The 20,562-nt window shown below is 53.9% G+C and carries 21 protein-coding genes; 12 read left to right on the top strand and 9 right to left on the bottom strand.

Annotated features, from left to right (window positions below; all coding sequences use genetic code 11):
- The first annotated feature begins 234 nt into the window (after positions 1-234).
- The 11 genes from QRN24_RS09670 (at position 235) to QRN24_RS09620 (ending at position 7,493) form a co-directional block, all read left to right on the top strand.
- Positions 235-1,533, top strand: coding sequence for an MFS transporter (locus QRN24_RS09670; RefSeq protein ID WP_014171725.1), 1,299 nt, complete (start codon positions 235-237; stop codon positions 1,531-1,533).
- 117 nt (positions 1,534-1,650) lie between these two features.
- Positions 1,651-2,427, top strand: coding sequence for a transcriptional regulator ExuR (gene exuR / locus QRN24_RS09665; RefSeq protein WP_014171726.1), 777 nt, complete (start codon positions 1,651-1,653; stop codon positions 2,425-2,427).
- A 344-nt stretch (positions 2,428-2,771) separates the two neighbouring features.
- On the top strand, positions 2,772-3,434 hold the full coding sequence (gene yqjA / locus QRN24_RS09660; protein ID WP_014171727.1) for a DedA family general envelope maintenance protein YqjA: 663 nt from the start codon (positions 2,772-2,774) through the stop codon (positions 3,432-3,434).
- Between the two features lie 2 nt (positions 3,435-3,436).
- Positions 3,437-3,820: an EnvZ/OmpR regulon moderator MzrA gene (mzrA, locus tag QRN24_RS09655; RefSeq protein WP_020883575.1), complete on the top strand. Its 384-nt coding sequence runs from the start codon at positions 3,437-3,439 to the stop codon at positions 3,818-3,820.
- A gap of 143 nt (positions 3,821-3,963) precedes the next feature.
- The gene (locus QRN24_RS09650; protein WP_014171729.1) at positions 3,964-4,332 is read left to right on the top strand and encodes a DUF1090 domain-containing protein; all 369 of its coding nucleotides are present in this window, start codon (positions 3,964-3,966) and stop codon (positions 4,330-4,332) included.
- Between the two features lie 29 nt (positions 4,333-4,361).
- Positions 4,362-4,667 carry an ElaB/YgaM/YqjD family protein gene (locus tag QRN24_RS09645; RefSeq protein ID WP_003862645.1) on the top strand — a complete coding sequence of 102 codons (306 nt, stop codon included), beginning with the start codon at positions 4,362-4,364 and terminating at the stop codon, positions 4,665-4,667.
- A 1-nt stretch (position 4,668) separates the two neighbouring features.
- A complete protein-coding gene (locus QRN24_RS09640) occupies positions 4,669-5,067 on the top strand; it encodes a phage holin family protein (RefSeq protein WP_013098867.1) in 399 nt (132 codons plus the stop codon).
- Positions 5,064-5,360: a YqjK-like family protein gene (locus tag QRN24_RS09635; protein ID WP_020883574.1), complete on the top strand. Its 297-nt coding sequence runs from the start codon at positions 5,064-5,066 to the stop codon at positions 5,358-5,360. Before QRN24_RS09640 ends, QRN24_RS09635 begins: the two co-directional genes overlap by 4 nt.
- A 209-nt stretch (positions 5,361-5,569) precedes the next feature.
- Entirely contained in the window at positions 5,570-5,962 is a 393-nt protein-coding gene (locus QRN24_RS09630; RefSeq protein WP_006178691.1) for a DoxX family protein, read from the top strand.
- 72 nt (positions 5,963-6,034) lie between these two features.
- Complete coding sequence (locus QRN24_RS09625; RefSeq protein WP_020883573.1) at positions 6,035-7,021, top strand: glutathione S-transferase family protein; 987 nt, start codon at positions 6,035-6,037, stop codon at positions 7,019-7,021.
- A 106-nt stretch (positions 7,022-7,127) separates the two neighbouring features.
- Positions 7,128-7,493: a DUF805 domain-containing protein gene (locus QRN24_RS09620; RefSeq protein ID WP_014171733.1), complete on the top strand. Its 366-nt coding sequence runs from the start codon at positions 7,128-7,130 to the stop codon at positions 7,491-7,493.
- Positions 7,494-7,533: 40 nt separating this feature from the next.
- Here the strand turns inward: QRN24_RS09620 and QRN24_RS09615 are convergent, their stop codons facing one another.
- Positions 7,534-8,436: a LysR family transcriptional regulator gene (locus QRN24_RS09615; protein ID WP_014171734.1), complete on the bottom strand. Its 903-nt coding sequence runs from the start codon at positions 8,434-8,436 to the stop codon at positions 7,534-7,536.
- 103 nt (positions 8,437-8,539) lie between these two features.
- On the opposite strand from QRN24_RS09615, the gene QRN24_RS09610 reads away from it, so the two are divergent.
- Positions 8,540-9,241 (top strand): pirin family protein, encoded by a 702-nt coding sequence (locus QRN24_RS09610; RefSeq protein WP_014171735.1) that lies wholly within the window; start codon positions 8,540-8,542, stop codon positions 9,239-9,241.
- 42 nt (positions 9,242-9,283) lie between these two features.
- Here the strand turns inward: QRN24_RS09610 and QRN24_RS09605 are convergent, their stop codons facing one another.
- The 8 genes from QRN24_RS09605 to tdcA form a co-directional block, all read right to left on the bottom strand.
- A complete protein-coding gene (locus QRN24_RS09605) occupies positions 9,284-10,585 on the bottom strand; it encodes an L-cysteine desulfidase family protein (protein ID WP_182268768.1) in 1,302 nt (433 codons plus the stop codon).
- A gap of 20 nt (positions 10,586-10,605) precedes the next feature.
- The gene (locus QRN24_RS09600; RefSeq protein WP_025202948.1) at positions 10,606-11,937 is read right to left on the bottom strand and encodes an SLC5/6 family protein; all 1,332 of its coding nucleotides are present in this window, start codon (positions 11,935-11,937) and stop codon (positions 10,606-10,608) included.
- Between the two features lie 262 nt (positions 11,938-12,199).
- A complete protein-coding gene (locus QRN24_RS09595; protein ID WP_014171738.1) occupies positions 12,200-12,610 on the bottom strand; it encodes a Spy/CpxP family protein refolding chaperone in 411 nt (136 codons plus the stop codon).
- 151 nt (positions 12,611-12,761) lie between these two features.
- On the bottom strand, positions 12,762-15,056 hold the full coding sequence (gene pflB, locus QRN24_RS09590) for a formate C-acetyltransferase (RefSeq protein ID WP_284942662.1): 2,295 nt from the start codon (positions 15,054-15,056) through the stop codon (positions 12,762-12,764).
- 15 nt (positions 15,057-15,071) lie between these two features.
- Positions 15,072-16,280 carry a propionate kinase gene (tdcD, locus tag QRN24_RS09585; protein WP_284942661.1) on the bottom strand — a complete coding sequence of 403 codons (1,209 nt, stop codon included), beginning with the start codon at positions 16,278-16,280 and terminating at the stop codon, positions 15,072-15,074.
- Between the two features lie 30 nt (positions 16,281-16,310).
- Positions 16,311-17,642 (bottom strand): threonine/serine transporter TdcC, encoded by a 1,332-nt coding sequence (tdcC, locus tag QRN24_RS09580; RefSeq protein ID WP_014171741.1) that lies wholly within the window; start codon positions 17,640-17,642, stop codon positions 16,311-16,313.
- A gap of 10 nt (positions 17,643-17,652) precedes the next feature.
- Positions 17,653-18,642, bottom strand: a complete 990-nt coding sequence (gene tdcB / locus QRN24_RS09575; RefSeq protein WP_020883567.1) for a bifunctional threonine ammonia-lyase/L-serine ammonia-lyase TdcB — start codon at positions 18,640-18,642, stop codon at positions 17,653-17,655.
- A 116-nt stretch (positions 18,643-18,758) separates the two neighbouring features.
- Positions 18,759-19,679: a transcriptional regulator TdcA gene (tdcA, locus tag QRN24_RS09570; protein ID WP_014171743.1), complete on the bottom strand. Its 921-nt coding sequence runs from the start codon at positions 19,677-19,679 to the stop codon at positions 18,759-18,761.
- Positions 19,680-20,562 lie beyond the last annotated feature (883 nt).

Below are 20,562 nucleotides of genomic sequence, written 5' to 3'. Positions count from 1 at the left end.
TATGACAAGTTATCTTTTCGCCGTCGCAAACACTAAGCCGACGGAATGCATTCCCGGTGTGAAAACATCGGTTTTAACGGTACGGATACCGACTTATGAACGCTTACTTATGGCAAGGTTCGGGCCGTTCCGGGACATCTCCCGGTTAAGCCCCTCCCGTTACACAACCGCTCCCGGACACGGTCGAGAGGTTGCCGTGCAAGGCACGGAATTAACATAACGATGAGGTTTTAGATGCGTAAAATTAAAGGGTTACGTTGGTATATGATCGCACTGGTGACGTTAGGCACCGTGCTGGGCTACCTGACACGTAACACCGTGGCAGCCGCAGCCCCGACGTTGATGGAAGAGCTGCATATCTCCACTCAGCAATATTCCTACATCATTGCTGCTTATTCCGCGGCTTACACCATCATGCAGCCTGTTGCAGGTTATGTTCTGGATATTCTCGGGACCAAAATCGGCTACGCCTTCTTCGCCATCGCCTGGGCTATTTTCTGCGGCGCCACGGCGCTGGCGGGTAGCTGGGGTGGTCTGGCGCTGGCACGTGGTGCGGTAGGGGCGGCGGAAGCGGCAATGATCCCGGCCGGGCTGAAAGCCAGCTCTGAGTGGTTCCCGGCGAAAGAGCGTTCTATTGCCGTCGGCTATTTCAACGTCGGTTCTTCCATCGGTGCGATGATTGCACCACCGCTGGTGGTGTGGGCAATCGTGATGCACAGCTGGCAGATGGCGTTCATTATCTCTGGTGTACTGAGCTTTGCGTGGGCCATGGCGTGGCTGATTTTCTATAAACACCCGCGCGATCAGAAAAAACTGTCTGAAGACGAACGCGAATACATCATTGGGGGTCAGGAAGCTCAGCATCAGACCAACAACGGCAAAAAAATGACGGTCTGGCAGATTCTGGGTACCCGTCAGTTCTGGGGTATCGCCCTGCCGCGCTTCCTCGCCGAACCCGCCTGGGGGACCTTCAACGCCTGGATCCCGCTGTTCATGTTTAAGGTCTACGGCTTTAACCTGAAAGAGATTGCGATGTTCGCGTGGATGCCAATGCTGTTTGCCGATCTGGGCTGTATCGTTGGCGGTTATCTGCCACCGCTGTTCCAGCGCTGGTTTGGCGTGAACCTGATCGTTTCCCGTAAAATGGTCGTGACGATGGGCGCAGTGCTGATGATTGGCCCGGGCATGATCGGCCTTTTCACCAGCCCGTATGTGGCAATCGCCCTGCTGTGCGTCGGTGGTTTTGCTCACCAGTCACTGTCCGGCGCGCTGATTACACTCTCTTCTGACGTCTTCGGGCGTAACGAAGTGGCTACCGCTAACGGCCTGACCGGTATGGCTGCCTGGACGGCGAGCACCCTGTTTGCTCTGGTGGTGGGTGCGCTGGCGGACACCATCGGCTTCAGCCCGCTGTTTGCCGTACTGGCTATCTTCGACCTGATGGGTGCAGTGGTTATCTGGACGGTGCTGAAAAGTAAGTCGGCAGAAGAGGTGCTAAAAGAGTCCCTGGGGGGACCGGCAACGCAAAGTTAGCGCCCCTCCTGATGTCACAGAAGCCGCCTCCGGGCGGCTTTTTTCATGGCAAAATCTGGAGACTGGCACGCAAAAGTGGTATAACAAATAATCCGCCGTACCCTGCCTGGAGCGCATATGGAAATCACCGAACCACGTCGTTTATATCAACAACTTGCTGCCGAGCTGAAAGATCGCATCGAGCAAGGTGTCTACCTTGTCGGTGATAAACTCCCCGCTGAGCGCTTTATCGCTGATGAAAAAAGCGTAAGCCGCACCGTGGTGCGTGAAGCGATTATCATGCTGGAAGTGGAAGGCTACGTTGAAGTTCGCAAAGGCTCCGGCATTCACGTGATTTCTAATCAGCCGAAACACTCCCCGGTCGCCGACGAAAGTCTCGAATTCGCCAGCTACGGTCCGTTTGAACTGCTCCAGGCGCGCCAGCTTATCGAAAGCAATATTGCGGAATTTGCAGCGACTCAGGTGACCAAGCAGGACATCATGAAGCTGATGGAAATCCAGGAAAACGCGCGCAAGGAAAAATGTTTCCGTGATTCAGAGTGGGACCTGCAGTTCCACGTTCAGGTCGCGCTGGCAACGCAAAACACGGCGCTGGCGGCAATCGTGGAAAAAATGTGGACTCAGCGCGTTCACAACCCGTACTGGAAAAAACTGCACGATCACATCGATTCCCGCACCGTGGATAACTGGTGCGACGATCACGATCAGATCCTTAAAGCGCTGATTCGCAAAGATCCCCATGCGGCAAAACTGGCCATGTGGCAGCACCTGGAAAACACCAAGCAGATGCTGTTCAATGAAACCAGCGATGACTTCGAATTTAACGCTGACCGCTATCTTTTTGCCGATAATCCTGTCGTTCATCTCGATACGGCAGCCAGTGCGGCAAAATAGTTTACCTTTTCGCTGGCAGGCGCTTCGCTGCGCCTTCTGGCAGAGGTGGGTAAGCAAAACATATATAGTGTCAGCCTTTGTAAATCCCCTCGCTCCCCTCCATGGCTTACGCCAAAATCATCACACCCCTGCAAATTCTGTGACGCAGAACCTTGGGCTTTGTTACAATTGGATTCAATTCGTTATTTTGTAAGTTAGTGCTTGCTAACCAGCCAATTAACAGGGAACAGTGTTGGCCACACCTCAATGTGTCCGCGAGCGACCATAATGAAATCACAACAATGTCGCCGTGCTGTTTGTCCCGGATAACAGGCGTGACGTTAACCGATTTCCAGGAACACTGAATGGAACTTTTGACCCAACTACTGCATGCCCTCTGGGCGCAGGATTTTGAAACGCTGGCCAACCCTTCCATGATTGGCATGCTCTACTTCGTCTTATTTATGATTCTGTTCCTTGAGAACGGTTTACTGCCTGCCGCCTTTTTACCTGGCGACAGCTTACTGGTGCTCGTCGGCGTGCTGTGTGCCAAAGGGGCAATGGCCTTTCCGCAAACCATTTTATTACTGACCATCGCCGCCAGCCTTGGCTGCTGGGTGAGCTATATCCAGGGACGATGGCTGGGCAATACGCGTCTGGTGCAGAACTGGCTCTCCCACCTTCCTGCGCATTATCACCAGCGGGCGCACCATCTTTTCCATAAGCACGGGCTTTCCGCGCTCCTGATTGGCCGCTTCATCGCCTTTGTACGCACCCTGCTGCCTACCATTGCGGGTCTTTCCGGGTTAAGCAGCACCCGCTTCCAGTTCTTCAACTGGATGAGTGGCCTGCTGTGGGTTCTGATCCTGACCACGCTGGGCTATGCGCTGGGCAAAACGCCGGTCTTCATGAAATATGAAGATCAGCTCATGTCCTGCCTGATGCTGTTACCGGTGGTTCTGCTGGTCTTTGGTCTGGTCGGTTCGCTGGTGGTGCTGTGGAAGAAGAAATACGGGGCCAGAGGTTAACGATGGTTATCTCACCGCTTGCCGTGCGCCGTTTTGCCGTGGCCATGATTGCCCTGGGCTTGCTCAGCCTCATGTTCCTGGCCTGGACGACGCTTTCGCATCAGGAATCGACACTGGCCATTCGCCCGGTGAGTCAGGGTGTCAGCGTGCCTGACGGTTTTTCGGTGTGGCATCATCTTGATGCCAACGGCATCCGCTTTAAGAGCATCACCCCGCAGGACGATGTTTTACTGATTAAGTTTGATTCCCGTGCGCAGAGTGCCGCCGCGAAAGTGGTGCTCGACCGTACGCTGCCGCACGGTTATATCATTGCCCAGCAGGAAGATGACAACCAGCCTGCAGCCTGGCTGTCACTGATTCGCGATTCGTCGCATAGATTTGGATAATTACCAGGATTCCGAATCTTTTCACTCACTTTGGTGAATCCCCCGTTTACTTACTATGCTTAAGTACGCGGAGCACCCCATGAATGTACTCCGCTTGACTCTGGATAGCGGCTCACGCCGCAACACAATGGAAGGTTTCGATAATGAAATTCCGCATTACTCTGGCTCTGGCCCTTTTTTCTTTAAGCACAGCGTCCTTCGCCAACTCTCTCTGTCAGGAGAAAGAACAGGATATTCAGCGTGAGATCAGTTATGCCGAAAAGCATAACAATCAGCATCGTGTTGAGGGTCTCAAAAAAGCGCTGAGCGAAGTGAAAGCGAACTGTTCTGACAGCAAGCTACGTGCCGATCACCAGAAAAAAATCGCTGAACAGAAGGACGAGATAGCCGAGCGCCGTCACGACCTGCAGGAAGCGAAAGAGAAAGGGGATGCGGAAAAAATTGCTAAGCGCGAGAAGAAGTTGAAAGAAGCGCAGGACGACCTGAAAGCGCTGGAAGCTCGCGATTATTGAGTTAACGGAAATCTCAACAGGAGAGAATCATGTCAAAAGATACGACGTCTGAAAATCTGCGCGCTGAACTGAAATCCCTGGCCGATACCCTGGAAGAGGTGCTGAACTCCTCTGCAGATAAGTCAAAAGAAGAGGTCAGCAAACTGCGCAGCAAAGCTGAGCAGGCGCTGAAAGAGAGCCGTTATCGCCTGGGTGAAACCGGTGATGCACTGGCGAAACAGACCCGCGAAGCGGCAGCTCGCGCGGACGAATATGTTCGCGATAATCCGTGGACGGGTGTAGGGATTGGTGCCGCGGTAGGTGTGGTACTGGGTGTCCTGCTGACGCGTCGTTAATATGGAAGATCCTCGTCACGCACAAGGGCCTGCTAACAACGTCCTCGGCATCGGCCAGCGTATTCTGACGACGCTGGTCGGGATTGCCGAAACGCGCGTCCGACTGGCAGTGGTTGAACTGGAAGAGGAGAAAGCGAACCTTTTCCAGATGCTGCTGATGCTCGGGCTTACCATGCTCTTCGCCGCGTTTGGTCTGATGAGCCTGATGGTGTTAATCATCTGGGCCATTGACCCGCAATATCGACTCAACGCGATGATTGCCACCACCGTTGTTCTGCTGGTTGCGGCATTGATTGGCGGCATATGGACGATGCGTAAAGCACGCAAATCCACTTTCCTGCGCCATACGCGCCAGGAACTGGCCAACGATCGCGCCCTGCTGGAGGATGACAAGCCGTGAGCGATAAAGCCGAACGTCAGAAGCGAAAAGCATTCCTGCTCAGTCAGATCCAGCAGCAACGGCTGGATTTGTCTGCCAGTCGTCGCGACTGGGTTGACGCGACGCGTCGTTTTGACCGGGGCTGGAATACCTTCCTGAGCCTGCGCTCATGGGCGCTGGTCGGAAGCAGCGTGATGGCTATCTGGACGGTTCGTCATCCAAATATGCTGATCCGCTGGGCCCGCCGCGGCTTTGGTGCCTGGAGCGCCTGGCGTCTGGTGAAAGCGACGATTCGTCAACAACAGCTGCGTTAGTTCTTATGCCGGGTAGCGTTTCGCTTACCCGGCACACTTTCCCCCTTCCCCGTTACTCAATATCTTTGAAGAAGATTGACAGTTTTCCTTGCTAACAATTCCCATCTGCCCCGTTTACACTCCTCTCCATCGACAGCAAAGACGCGGTATCTACCCGAATTTGCACACAAATAAAGTTCAGCCGCTGATGTGGTTTCCTGGAGAGTAAAATGAAAAAATTAGAAGATGTTGGTGTTCTGGTAGCGCGTATTCTGATGCCGGTTCTGTTTATCACCGCAGGCTGGGGCAAAATCACCGGTTATGCGGGCACGCAGCAATACATGGAAGCCATGGGTGTTCCCGGGTTCCTGCTGCCACTGACTATTCTCCTTGAGTTCGGCGGCGGCCTGGCGGTACTGTTCGGCTTCCTGACCCGCACCACGGCACTGTTTACCGCAGGCTTCACCCTGCTGACGGCGTTCATCTTCCACAGCAACTTTGCGGAAGGCGTGAACTCTCTGATGTTCATGAAAAACCTGACCATCGCGGGTGGCTTCCTGCTGCTGGCCATCACTGGCCCAGGCGCATACAGCATCGACCGCGTTCTGAATAAGAAGTGGTAAGCACGCTATACTGAATGAACACAAAGCGAGGAGATATCTCCTCGCTTTTGCTTATTGACGGAGGAGTAAAAAATGGGACAACTCGTAGACGGCGTCTGGCAGGATGTCTGGTATGACACCAAATCCACCGGGGGACGCTTCAAGCGCTCTGTTTCGGCCTTCCGTAACTGGCTAACCGCCGATGGCGCACCGGGCCCAAGCGGCGAAGGCGGCTTTGCGGCTGAGAAAGACCGTTATCATCTCTATGTTTCTCTGGCCTGCCCGTGGGCGCACCGCACGCTGATTGTGCGCAAGCTGAAAGGACTCGAATCCTTAATTCCGGTTTCGGTGGTCAACCCCCTGATGCTGGAAAACGGCTGGACGTTTGACAGTGATTTCCCGGCCGCCACCGGTGATGACCTCTACCACCACGATTTTCTCTATCAGCTCTATCTGCGCGCCGATCCGCACTACACCGGACGCGTGACCGTACCCGTGCTGTGGGACAAGAAAAACCAGACCATTGTCAGCAATGAGTCCGCAGAGATCATCCGCATGTTCAACACCGCGTTTGATGCCCACGGGGCCCGCGCCGGGGATTACTATCCGGTTGAGCTGCGCGATAAGATTGATGAGCTGAACAGCTGGATTTACGACAACGTGAATAACGGTGTCTACAAGGCCGGCTTTGCCACCAGCCAGGAAGCGTATGACGACGCAGTGGGAAAAGTATTTGAATCGCTGGAGCGTCTTGAGCAGATCCTCGGCCAGCATCGCTACCTGACGGGTGACCGCCTGACGGAAGCAGACATTCGTCTGTGGACAACGCTGGTTCGCTTTGATCCTGTGTATGTCACCCACTTCAAGTGTGATAAACACCGCATCAGCGATTACCTGAACCTGTACGGTTTCCTGCGCGATATTTATCAGATGCCGGGCATTGCTGAAACGGTCGATTTCAACCATATCCGCACCCACTATTTTCGCAGCCATAAGACCATCAACCCGACGGGTATTATCTCGGTGGGTCCGTGGCAGGACCTGGATGAACCGCACGGTCGCGACGTGCGTTTCGGATAAATATCAAGGGCATCAATTGATGCCCTTTTTTAATTCACAATCTCCATCTATCCTTACCTCGATCGCTTAAAAAACAAGTGATTGACTGACTAATGAGGCAAGGAAAATGGACTGGTATTTAAAAGTACTGCGCAACTACATTGGATTTGGTGGCCGCGCTCGCCGTAAAGAGTACTGGATGTTCGTTCTGGTGAACTTCATCCTCATCATGGTGCTGGGCATTATCGATAAAATTCTCGGCTGGGAACGAGCCGGCGGTGAAGGTGTTCTCACCACGATTTACGGCCTGCTGGTCCTGCTTCCCTCATGGGCCGTACTGTTCCGACGGCTACACGATACCGATCGTTCAGCCTGGTGGTTACTGCTGCTGCTGATCCCGATTGTGGGCTGGCTGGTCATTCTGGTCTTCAACTGCCAGGCCGGCACGCCGGGCGAAAACCGCTTCGGGCCCGATCCAAAACTCAACGCATAAAACAAAGCCCGGTGGCGTTTCGCGTACCGGGCTCGATTTTTTATTTGTTGTGATGGGCAAAGAGCTTGGGTATTTCGCGCAGGCACCACGATTTGGCCTCACCCATGCTGTCGCGCCGCCACGCCATAATGATGTCCACTTCGCTGGTGTACTCCGGGCTGACCACGCGTAGCCGCCCTTCTGCAATATCTTTTTCGACAAACGGATACGGCATCGTTGCCACACCCAGGCCTGCCAGCAACGCCTGGCGTTTGTCTTCAAGCGACGTGACGGTCAGACGCGGTTGTTTATCCAGCAACTGCACCGTTAACACCGGACGCTCGCGGGCGGTATCTGCGACCGCGACCCCGCGGTATTTCACCCGCGTCACTTCCGAGAGCGGCTCCGGCTCCTGGTGAATCGGGTGATCGGGTGCGGCGACATAGACGTTCATCACGCTGTAGAGCTTGCGGGAATTGATTTCAGATGAGGAACGGAAGTGCATATCCGGGGCAATGACGATATCCGCCCTGCCCGTCTCCAGTCGCTCCCAGGCCCCGGCCAGCACCTCGGTGATGATCGATAACTGGGTATTTGCTTTATCGGCCAGCCGGTTCACCAGCGGGAACAGCGCCTCGGTGGGCACCAGCGCTTCCGTCACCAGCGTCAGATGAGTTTCCCAGCCGCGCGCCAGCGCTTCGGCGTCCGTCGTCAGCTTGTCCGCCGCTTCCAGCAGGACGCGACCACGCTCCAGCAGCATCCGTCCGACGTTAGTGAATTTTGTTCGATGACCGGAGCGGTCAAAGAGCACCACGTCCAGCTCTTCCTCCAGCTTCTGCATGGTATAGCTGAGCGCAGACGGAACGCGCCCCAGTTCATCTGCCGCCGCGGCAAAACTGCCACGCCGGTCAATTGCGTCCATGACGCGAAGCGCCTCAAGCGTCAATGCTCTCTCTTTAGCCATCTCGTTCTCATTCAGGAAATTTGAACATACCGGGCAGAATATCTGGCTAACAATGAAGCGTCCATACCTTTACCATTGTTTAGTGTAAAGAGAGGTCAAGTTTATGATTACGACAAGAACAGCTAAACAGTGCGGACAAGCCGATTTCGGTTGGCTGCAGGCCCGCTACACCTTTTCCTTTGGACACTACTTTGACCCTAAACTGCTCGGTTACGCTTCATTGCGCGTATTGAATCAGGAAGTGCTCGCCCCAGGCGCGTCCTTCCAGCCGCGTACGTACCCGAAAGTCGATATCCTGAACCTGATCCTGGAAGGCGAAGCAGAATACCGCGACAGCGAGGGCAATCATGTCCAGGCGAAGGCCGGCGAAGCATTATTAATCTCCACGCAGCCGGGCATCAGTTACAGCGAGCATAACCTCAGCAAAGATAAAACGCTGACCCGTATGCAGCTGTGGCTGGATGCCTGCCCTGAGCGGGAAAACCCGCTGGTACAGAAGTTAGATTTGACGGGCGACAGGCAGCAGCTGATAGCCTCCCCGGACGGCAGTCAAGGCAGCCTGCAGTTGCGCCAGCAGGTGTGGTTGCACCATATCGAACTGAAGAAAGGGGAACAGGCGAGCTTCCAGCTTCATGGTCCGCGCGCCTATCTGCAATCGATTCACGGTACGGTGCATGCGGTGACGCATACGGAAGAGAAAGAAGCGCTCACCTGCGGTGACGGGGCGTTTATTCGCGACGAAGCGAATATCACGCTGGTTGCTGATTCGCCGCTGCGCGCGCTGTTAATTGATTTACCGGTTTAACACCCGATAATCCTCTCTCCCCGGCGGGGAGAGAGGAAACCGTTACACTTTACGTGCCATAATCTCAATAATCTGCCGGTCCGTCGCCTGCATGGCGCGGCACGCCAGCGAACACAGGTTCGCGATCGACTGCTCCACATCGTGCGCCACAATCCCTTCATTGCCCGTTACCGCAGAATCATCCAGCGCCATCATCACCGCTTTCCAGGCACTGCCGACGCTGGTTGAGACCTTCATGGCACAACTGTTGGACGCGCCATCGCAGATCATCCCGCTGACATCGCCAATCATGCTGCTGATTGCCATTGAGAGCGTCTGATAGCTTCCGCCCATCAGCCAGGCCATGCCTGCCGCCGCCCCCATCGCCGCCGTGGTAGCCGCACACAGCGCCGACAGGCGCGGAAGCTGGGCGTGGATATAAATAGCCGAAAGGTGTGAAAGCATCAGCGCCCGGGCAAGACGTTCATCATCCGCCTGGACATGTTCCGCCACCACCACAACCGGCATGGTGGCCGTGATCCCCTGGTTGCCCGATCCGGAATTGCTCATCGCCGGCAGCGTCGCCCCGCCCATTCGGGCGTCCGAGGCCGCGCTGGTGCGAATGACAATATCCGAGCCCAGGTCCTGCGCTATCCATCCGCGAGCGCGCTGCTTATTGAGCGTCGCGCCAATGTGCAGCCCCCATTTTCCGCTTAAACCTTCACGGGAGAGCGCATCATTTAATTGTCCGGCAGCCAGGATAAAGCGGATCGCGTCAAACGGCACCTGCTCCACAAACTCAAGGATCTGCGATAGCGTGGCGTTTGAAAGTACCGCCAGCGGATCGTCGTTCCTCTCATCGGGTTGAGAATCAAGCGTAAAGCGGGTTTCGCCCTGACAGACAATCTCCACCACCCGCGTATGCCCACCGGCGATGGTCACCATCGCCGAGGCCTGTCCGGCGTGAACGCAGGCGCGGGAGTAGAGGATGTCATCGCACGGCTCCTGCAGCTTGACCTGCACTTGGTCAGCGTCCAGCAGCGCTTTGGCACGCACCAGCGCATCGGCAGTGGCATCTTTCAGTACCTCCAGCCCGGCGTGCGCGTTGCCGCCAATGGCCCCCAGTGCCGCCGCAATCGGCAACCCGACCATCCCGGTGCCAGGTACCGTCACACCAAGGCCATTTTTCATCAGATTCGGTGAAACCCACGCCTCAATCTGTGTGACGTCACCCTGCAGAAGCTCCGCAGCCATCGCACAAGCCAGCGCCAGAGAGATCGGCTCGGTACACCCCAGTGCAGGTTTAACTTCCTCCTGCACCGCCCGAATAAATTGATTCCATAAAGATTGAGTTTGCTCTGACATCGTTACGACCTTGTTTGCCCTTAAGAAAACGCGAGGAAAGGAGAAACACACAGCAGCAGACCGGTGATGATAATGATCACCAGCGACACGCCTTTATATTTGTGCAACGCCGGCACTTTGTAGACCAGCCACGCCGGAATCAAACACCCCACCATGCCGAAGATGGGGCTGCAAATAGAGGTGAAGCTCAGTACCGGCGCGTTTAACACAATCGCGCTCCATGCCAGCAGAATGGCAAACAGCATGATGCCGCGCTGTACGGTGTTTTCGTTGATTTTCTCTGCCGGCATTTTGCGGCGCAGAATATTCATCACAATGCCCTGCGTCGCTTCACGAAAGCCCAGGTACACGCCGAAGAACGCGGTCATGACGGCAAAAATATTCAGGATAACGCTGACAATTTTGACCCAGCCGGCACCGTCGCCACTGATAAACTGCGCGGCAATTGCCAGTGCGGAAATATTCTGTTCGTAGGCTTTGACCGCCTCATCATGCCCCATTGCCAGGGTGAACGAGACCGCATAGAAAAAGACCGTCACGAAGAGGATCGCGAAGGCGATGTTCATCGCCCGCAGCGCTTTATGGCGCGCCACTTCAACCGATTTTTCGCGTGAACGATAGGAGATCACCATCGGGCTTAATGTCTGAATAAACAGAATCGACGTTAAGGTAAACGGCAACGTGATAATCGCGTTTTTAATGAGTAGCCCCACGGGTGGCAGCATGCCCACGTTGGCTAAATGCCAGAGGCCAATCATCGACAACCCGAGCGCCGCCACCACAAATAACTTGGTCAGCACCATCAGGCTGGAGACTTTAAACAGCAGTTTCTCGCCACGGGAGGAGATCGCCACCAGGATGCAGATCAGGAACAGACCGTAGAACGGATTTTCAGAGAGCAGCCCCTCCGTCACGCCGAAGGTGTGTAAATAGGAAGCGCTGTCGTTGGTGATGGCGGTGGAGTAGACGAACATCCAGATAACCAGCATCACGAAATAGAGCGCACCTAATAAGATGCCCCAGTTCTTACCGAGGTAGCCGCTGATGACGCTTGGATAATCTTTGCACTCCGGCGATTCTGCCAGCGTGTTAATAAACAGCCGCTGAAACAGGTACATGGCCGGATAGCCAATCACTGACGAAAGCAGAAACACCCACAGTCCCATCAGCCCCACCTGTACCGGGAGAAAAACAATCCCCGCGCCGATGGCCATTCCGATACTCATGATGACCCAGCCCGTATCGGTGCTGTCGAATTTAATGGCCTCCTGCCACTCGCTTTCACTCATCCCTGCCCGCTTTGCCGCGGGTGAATCGTTCACAATCACACTGCTGTTTGTTGCCGTATCCATAAGGCACTCGCTTATTTTGTAGGGTAACCAGTTGTTTTTATGGGATTCTGACCACCAGCGATAATGAGCCAGACTGCTGCAGGTGTGTGTTATTGGAATGGACAAATCATACGTGGAGAGCGGGAGAAAAAAGTCACAATATTTATAAGGCTTTTCGCAAGCGAGAGAAAAAAATACTCTTAGATGAGGAATAATGGAGGTGATTTTCTAAAAGTGACGCCGATCAAGAAATAAAAAACCCGCGACATGCGCGGGTGTGTCATCAGTTAGCCAGCGCGTTCGCCATATCGGTTTTCACCTGTTTACGCTGCTCCGCTGTCAGAACCTGGCTGACATCAAAGTAGTATTTGACGCGGTAATAGCGGGTCTGCTCTTCAATTTTGCTGAATGCGGCAAGCTGGTTTTTCACCGTGCTTTCATCCCATTTCCCGGTCTGGAACATCTCGATCAGCGCACCGTCTTTCACGCCGGTCATCGGGATCTTGCTGACATTTTGTTCCAGCGTCTGATGCAGCGCGTCGATCTTCTTAATCTGATCGTTGCTCAGCTTGAGGTGTTGCACCAGCGGATCCTGCGCCGGAGAGGGGGCAGCTTCAACGTCAGCGGCCTGTGCGGCAAAACTGCACGCCACCAGCGAGGCAGCAACCAGGGTGATACGGGTCATTTTCATCATCTTACTGTCCTTACATACTGTTTCAGGGAAAAAGCAGGCGCATTGTTTTTCAGAAGCGGATGAAGATGTGTGAGTAATTATATAAACATTTTTGTATGTTCCGCGGACAAAAAAGCCCCCTTAACCAAAGGGGGCCTGTTTCAGACGACGATCACAGTGCCTGGGTAAACGTCCTTGAGATCACGTCCTGCTGCTGCTCGCGCGTCAGCGCATTAAAGCGCACCGCATACCCTGAGACGCGAATGGTCAGGTTGGGATAGTTCTCCGGGTGCTCAATCGCCTCCATCAGCATCTCCCGGTTCATGACGTTAACGTTGAGGTGCTGTCCCCCCTCGATGGCCGCTTCGTGGTGGAAATACCCGTCCAGCAGCCCGACAAGGTTGGTTTTGCGCACTCTCTCATCCTTGCCCAGCGCCTGAGGCACGATGGAGAAGGTGTAAGAGATCCCGTCTTTCGCATAGGTAAACGGCAGCTTAGCGACGGAGGTTAACGAGGCCACCGCCCCTTTCCTGTCTCGTCCGTGCATCGGGTTCGCGCCCGGTGCGAATGGCGTACCGCCGCGGCGTCCGTCCGGCGTATTGCCGGTTTTCTGGCCGTAGACCACATTCGACGTAATGGTCAGGATCGACTGGGTCGGCACCGCGTTGCGGTAGGTCGGCAGCGCCTGAATTTTCTTCATAAAGCGTTCCACCAGGTCACAGGCAATGCTGTCCACGCGGTCATCATTGTTACCGTACTGCGGGTAGTCCCCTTCAATCACAAAATCGACCGCCAGGCCGGTATGGTCGCGTACGGGTTTTACCGTGGCGTATTTGATGGCGGACAGCGAGTCCGCCGCCACCGACAGCCCGGCGATACCGCAGGCCATGGTGCGGTAAACGTCCCGATCGTGCAGCGCCATCAGTGAGGCTTCGTAGCTGTACTTATCGTGCATGTAATGAATGAGATTCAGCGCGCTAATGTACTGCACCGCCAGCCAGTCCATAAAGTGATCCAGACTCGCCATCACGGTGTCGTAATCCAGCACCTCATCCAGCAGCGGCGCGGTTTTCGGCCCGACCTGGATCTTCAGCTTCTCATCCACCCCGCCGTTGATCGCATACAGCAGCGTTTTCGCCAGGTTAGCGCGGGCGCCAAAGAACTGCATTTGCTTGCCGATCACCATCGGGCTGACGCAGCAGGCAATGGCGTAGTCGTCGCTGTTGAAATCCACGCGCATCAGGTCGTCGTTCTCATACTGCAGAGACGAGGTGTCGATCGACATCTGTGCAGCGTACTTCTTGAATGCGACGGGCAGTTGTTCGGACCACAGGATCGTCAGGTTTGGCTCCGGTGCAGGTCCCATCGTGTGCAGGGTATGCAGGTAACGGAAGCTGTTTTTGGTGACCAGCGTGCGGCCATCCAGCCCCATTCCGCCAATCACTTCGGTGGCCCAGACAGGATCGCCGGAGAAGAGCGTGTCGAACTCCGGAGTACGCAGGAAGCGCACCATGCGGATCTTCATGATGAAATGATCGATCAGTTCCTGCGCCTGGATCTCACTCAGGCGACCCGCCTGCATATCGCGTTCGATATAAATATCCAGGAACGAGGCCGTGCGACCCAGCGACATCGCCCCGCCGTTCTGGGATTTCACCGCGGCCAGATAGGCAAAGTAAACCCACTGTACCGCTTCCTGCGCATTCATCGCCGGGCGAGAAATATCGAAGCCATAGTTCGCTGCCATCTGCTGGATCTGCAGCAGTGCGCGTTTGTGTTCCGCCAGCTCTTCACGCAGGCGGATCGTCGCCTCCAGATCTTCACCCCGTTCGAGTTTGCCCTGCAGATCCGCGAACTGGCGCTCACGCTCGTGCACCAGATAGCGGATGCCGTACAGCGCCACGCGGCGGTAATCGCCGATGATGCGCCCGCGTCCGTAGCCGTCCGGTAGCCCGGTCAGCACGCCTGATTTACGACAGCGCATCATCTCGGGGGAGTAAACGTCAAAGACACCCTGATTATGGGTTTTGCGCAGTTCGGTAAAGAGATATACGAACTGCGGATCCATCTCACGGCCATAGGCTTCGAATGAACTGCGGATCATATTGATCCCGCCGTACGGATGCAGCGCGCGTTTGAGCGGCTTATCGGTTTGCAGGCCGACGATCGTCTCCAGCTGCTGGTCAATATAGCCCGGTCCGTGGGCCGTGATGGTGGTGGCAATGTTGGTGTCAAAATCCACCGGCGCATGGGTGGCATTTTCCTGACGAATACCCACCATTACCTTCTCCCAGAGCGCCGTCGTTGCTGGCGTCGCCTGCGCGAGGAAAGTTTCGTCGCCTTCATAAGGGGTATAGTTATGCTGAATAAAATCGCGCACGTTGACGGTGTCTTTCCATTCTTCACCGCGAAACCCGGCCCATGCGTCGCTGTAAGGGGCAACGCGCGTATCGATTGCTACTTTCATGAATTTCTCGCTCTGTCAGGCATAAGCCGCAGCCGGAGTGACCTTCCCAAGACGGAGGGCATCCAGCGCGATCATTTTTTCTTCGTTGGTTGGGATCACCGCGCAGACCACGCGGGACGAATCGGTGGTGATCACGCGCTCACCTGCGCTACCCGGCAGGGCGTTTTTGGCTTCATCGAGGGTGATGCCAAAGACGGCCAGATGTTCCGCCACCAGCGTGCGGATCAGTCTGGAGTTCTCACCAATCCCGCCGGTGAACACCACACCGTCCAGGCGGTGTAACGACGCCGCGTGCCCGGCAATATGCCGTGCGATACGGTGAACAAAGGTCTGGATCGCCAGCTGTGCCCGCTGATGTCCCTCATGCCAGGCCTTTTCGAGGGCTCGCACATCGGAGGATATTCCCGAGATCCCCAGCAGGCCGGACTCTTTATTGACGACGCGTTCCAGATCCTCAAATGACTGTCCGGTCTGTTGGGCTATCCAGGCCATGGCGCCGAAATCAACGTCGCCACAGCGGGTCCCCATGATCAGACCTTCCAGCGGCGTCATGCCCATGGAGGTATCCACGCTCTCACCATTGCGTACCGCGCAGATGGATGCCCCGTTGCCGAGATGGGCAATCACCAGCCCGCTGTCCTCAGGCGAAATCCCGAGCAAGGCATGCGCCTGCCCGGCAACGTAGCGGTGGGACGTACCGTGGAAGCCATAGCGCCGCACGCCAAGCTCTTCAAAATAGCGATACGGCAGCCCGTACAGATAGGCCTGCGGGGCCAGCGTCTGGTGGAAGCTGGTGTCAAACACCGCCACCTGCTGTATGCCCGGAAACAGGCGTTCGGCTGCCTCGACGCCGCTTAAGTTGGCGTAGTTATGCAGCGGCGCCAGCGAGGAAACCTGGCGGATCTGCTCAATAACCTGTTCCGTGATAAGGGTCGACTCGCTGAAGAGGTCGCCGCCGTGCGCAATACGATGGCCAATCAGGGCCACGCTGCTCATCAGGTCACGCTTCTCCAGCTCCAGGGCGATGGCTGCCAGCGCCCCTTCGTAGTCATGGTGAGCCAGTCTGGCTGGCTCACCCCCGTTCACGGAAATAAAGGCTTTTTCAGTGTTAATCCCGTCTGCAATGCCCGTCATCAGGGCATCACAGCTGCTGGCATCGAGTACTGAAAACTTAACAGAGGACGATCCGCAGTTAATAACCAATACAACCGGAAACTCAATCATGGTGTTACTCCGCTCTTCCTGAGCCAGGGTTTAGAACAGTTTGTAGACGATGTTCAGGATGGTCAGCAGGCCCACAACCGTGACGAAGATGTTCTCGGGTCTGCCCTTATATTTCGCCATTGCCGGCGCTTTACGAATGGCATACATCGGCAACAGACACAGCAGAGAGGCGATGATTGGCGCCCCCATGGCTTCGATAAGGTCGAGAATGTTCGGGTTAGCATAGGCAACGACCCAGGTCGACCCCATGATGAACACCATGCTGATGGTGTTCAGTTTGCCCACGGAGACTTTCTTCTTATCGCCTTTATAACCGAACTTCAGGATCAGGCCGTTCAGCCCTTCCAGCGTGCCCAGATAGTGGCCGAAGAAGGATTTGAAGATAGCGACCAGCGCAATGATGGAGGCACCGTATTCCAGCACCGTGGCAAACGTTGATTTAGTGCCTGACATGGTCGCAAAGTGGTTCGCCAGGTAAGAGAGCACGGGAATATTCTGCGCTTTGGCATCGGCCATGTTCTGCGGCGAGAGCGTGAACAGGCAGCTAAAGGCGAAGAACATCACCACCGCAACCATCAGCAAGCTGGCGCGACCGATGATTTTGGAACATTTCTGCTCGGTAAACGCTTTACCGAACTCGGGTTCGTACTCTTCACGTTTAGAGACCACAAACGAGGAGACGATGGGCGAGAAGTTGAAGGAGAAGACCATGATGGAGATCCCCAGCCAGACCGTCACCAGAATGCCGTCATGCCCGGTAAACGCAATATCGCTCAGATTGACCTGGTCAATCACCGACGAGTTCCAGTAAGGGATCAGCGACAGGGAAATCAGCACCAGGCTGGCGATAAACGGGAACACCAGGAAGCTCATCACCTTCACCATCAGGTCTTTACCAAACCAGATAACAAAGGCCATCAGCAGCAGCAGGAACAGCGCCACCACGCCGCGGTTAAGCGCGGGCAGCTGGAGCTGGTTTTCCCAGAAGGTCATAAAGGTGTTCGTAATGGTGACGCCGTAAATCCACAGCAGCGGGCAAATGGCGAAGAAGTAGAGGAACGTGATCACCACCCCACCGGTCTTACCAAAATGCTCTTCCACCGTTTCGGTGATGTTGCCAGATACGTTACTGCCGGACAGACACAGGCGCGCCAGCGCCCGGTGGCAATAAAACGCAATCGGGAAAGCGAGAACCAGCATCAGCAGGATAGGAATCAAGCCGCCGAAGCCTGCGCGAATCGGGAAGAACAGCACACCTGCGCCAATGGCGGTTCCAAACAGGCCAAGCGTCCAGGTGGTATCAGACTTACGCCAGGAGGACGTTTTTGTCTGGCCAACGATAATGCTTTCTGTGTTGCTCATAGGTCATCCTTTATGCGTCAACGAAGCCGGTAATTTGGGATACGCGGGAGAGATCGATATTGCCGCCGGAAATAATGCAGACGGTTTTACGACCCTGAATATAGTGATCAAGCTTGCCGCTTAATAACGCCGCACAGGCCAGTGCGCCAGCACCTTCTGTAACCACTTTATTTCGCTGAATGAGGGCAATCATGCTGTTACGAATTTCGTCTTCGCTGACCAGCACAATGTCATCGACTAATTCACGAACAATCTCGAAGGTTAATTTACCCGGGCGAGACACATCACATCCGTCGGCTAGTGTACCGGTAACGCGGTGGTTAATGATTTCTCCTGCCTGATACGATGCGGCCATTCCATGTACGTTTTCAGACTGCACGCCGATAATATTAATGGTCGGGTTGATGGATTTAATGGCCGTTGCAATCCCGGCAATTAAACCGCCACCGCCGATGGGTACAATCACGTTATCCACATCATACAAATCTTCGAGAATTTCCAGACCAATGGTGCCCTGGCCGGCAATCACTTTCGGATCGTCATACGGTGGGATAAAAATGCGCCCTTCCAGCTCCACGATTTCGCTGACTTTGGCGATGGTGTCGTTGAAGTTTTCGCCGTGCAGCACCACTTCAGCCGAGTAGTCACGGGTGGCGGCGACTTTAGATTTCGGCGCGCCCATCGGCATGACCACTTTGCCGTCGATACCGAGCATTGCACAGGAGAGCGACACGCCCTGCGCGTGGTTGCCTGCAGAACAGGCGACCACGCCTTTACGTTTTTCAGCTTCGGTCAGCGAACTTAATTTATTAAACGCACCGCGGATCTTGAAGGAGCCAGTACGCTGCATATTTTCAAACTTCAGGAATATCTCACCTTTACAGCGTTCGCTGAGATAATTTGAGCGCGGCATGCCGGTTTTATATATTTTGCCTGCCAGTCGTTTTCTGGCGTCCTGAATATCTTCAATGGTCACCGGGAGATCGTAGGTAATATGCATAATATCCTCGTTATAATAATTCATTTTCTTCAGGCAAAGTCAGGGTATCAGAGCACGGATAAAATAAGCTCTGGGTGTTTTTAAAAAGGTTAACGTGTTATCAGAGGGTTATTTAATCATCGTCGTCTTTCACTGGTCAGTGACGCGTATTGTTTTGCCAGTTCGACTAATACTGACGCCGATTTCTTAATTCTGTAATTTTTTGACCACACGGCGGCATAACGCGCTATGGGTAATTCATCTTCCACCGGCAGTACAATAAACTGGTCGGAACCGAATGGCGCAATCATGTCGCGGGGAATAACCGTCAGGTAATCGGCATTCAGGACAAGGTTGTAAATGGTCACGACGGAATCGGTCTGGACGATGTTTTCAATGCTGATGTGATTGTCTTGCAGGGTGGTCAGAAGTTCTTTGTAGTAGCCCATATCGGTTTGCGGCATCACCCACTGTTCATCCGTGAGTGATGCCAGTGTAGTCGAGCCGGTGCACGTTCGTGATTTGTTGGCTACCAGGACAAACTCAGACTCAAACAGCGGCTCGACATGAAGATCCTGCAGCAGCATTTCATCACTTAAGGTGCCGATGGCAAAATCCAGCCGACCGTCGCGAATGGCCGGCAGGAAAGAGGACAGCTGAGCTTCGTACATCGAGACACGCGCTTTCGGGAACACTTCCTTGAATTTTTTGATCATTTCGGACAGGAAGGTGAAGCCAATGAGCGACGGGTAACCAAAGGAGACATCCATGACGGTACTGAAACTGAGGCTGTTAATCTCGCTCACCATGTTTTTCATCTCACGGGTGATCGACTCAGAGTACGAGAGTAATACCTGGCCTGCCGCAGTCAGTTTAACGCCGGTGTTTTTGCGCACCATGACTTCAACGCCAAAGTAAGATTCGATATCGCTGATAATTTTGCTGACGGCAGGTTGCGTCAGGCCCAGTTGTCTTGCAGCAGAACCAATGGAGCCACTTTTAATGACTTCCTGAAATACCACGAGGTGCTGTGTTTTCGGTAGAATAATAGTGTTCATAATATTCTGCGCTTATTTCCCTATGACGGGGTGGATTCTACTCAATATGGCTGACGGGGGTATGTGCTGTTACTCACAATTTGCTTTTTCACACCCTTAATCAGCATAACAATAATCCATTAAAACACTTTATTATCAATGAGTTACATTAAAATAAATACGCCATAACGCTGATATTGATCAACAAAAAGAGCAGTAATAAATTTATTTTATGGCGATAACACAGGTAAATTTTTCGGCGCTAAAAAAATCGATAAAGACTATCTTTCAGGCAATTAAAGATTAATAAATAACCGTAATTTGTTTAAAACATTCTTTCAATTTATCAAATTTGTCTGGGGTGATATTGCTGACTTTCGGGAAACAGTGGAATGCATCACACATTCATGAGCTAAATGTTTTTGAATTCAATATACATATATCAAATAAGAAAACATTCACGATCATAAAAGCAACATTCATAACAACTTAACAATACTGCAGAATCAGGATTCTTTAGCGTGAAATTTTGTAATTACGATCGCCAGCAGATGTGAAAAAGAGACTGAAGGGGTGAAAGCAGTGAAATGTGCTTAATGTCGCAAATATGATAATTGATGTCGTGTGAGCGATGCATCGGGTGGCCCTTGCTTGCAATTTCTAAGGCCGATAAAAGAAAAACCCCGCCGAAGCGGGGTTGTGTAAAAAGTTGAAGCTGGCCGATAAGCCGCGTTCTTTTATAGAAAGCGGAGTGGACAGTCATTCATCTCGTTTAGCGCAGACAGCAAAAACCCCGCCGAAGCGGGGTTGTGTAAAAAGTTGAAGCTGACCGATAAGCCGCGTTCTTTTATAGAAAGCGGAGTGGACAGTCATTCATCTCATTTAGTGCAGATAGCAAAAACCC

Origin of the sequence: Enterobacter sp. MEB024 (assembly GCF_030209635.1) — a bacterium.
Lineage (GTDB): Bacteria > Pseudomonadota > Gammaproteobacteria > Enterobacterales > Enterobacteriaceae > Enterobacter > Enterobacter ludwigii.
Note: the sequence above shows the minus strand (reverse complement) of the source record. Positions and strands in the feature narration are given on the sequence as shown.